This window comes from Streptococcus suis (genome assembly GCF_002964045.1).
Classification (GTDB): Bacteria; Bacillota; Bacilli; order Lactobacillales; family Streptococcaceae; genus Streptococcus; species Streptococcus suis_U.
The window spans coordinates 1-298 of the sequence record NZ_POPB01000168.1 but is presented as its reverse complement, the minus strand read 5'-3'; the positions used below and the strand labels follow the sequence as shown (position 1 = coordinate 298).

General features: G+C 56.0%; 1 pseudogene. It reads left to right on the top strand.

The window, feature by feature from the left end:
• A pseudogene (locus tag C1E99_RS01025) lies at positions 1-298 on the top strand (DNA repair protein RadA); the annotation flags it as partial.

The window sequence follows — 298 nt, the reverse complement described above, 5'->3', positions numbered from 1 at the left end:
TGGGCCGCTGCCCCAACTGTGGCTCCTGGTCTAGCTTTGTCGAGGAAGTGGAAGTCGCTGAAGTCAAGAACGAGCGGGTCAGCCTGACAGGTGAGAAGACCCGTCCCATGAAACTCAATGAAGTTTCCTCCATTCAAGTGGCTCGCACCAAGACTAACATGGAGGAGTTCAACCGAGTCCTCGGTGGCGGTGTGGTGCCGGGCAGTCTGGTCCTGATCGGAGGCGATCCAGGAATCGGGAAATCCACCCTGCTTTTACAGGTATCGACCCAACTTTCGACCATTGGTACCGTCCTCTA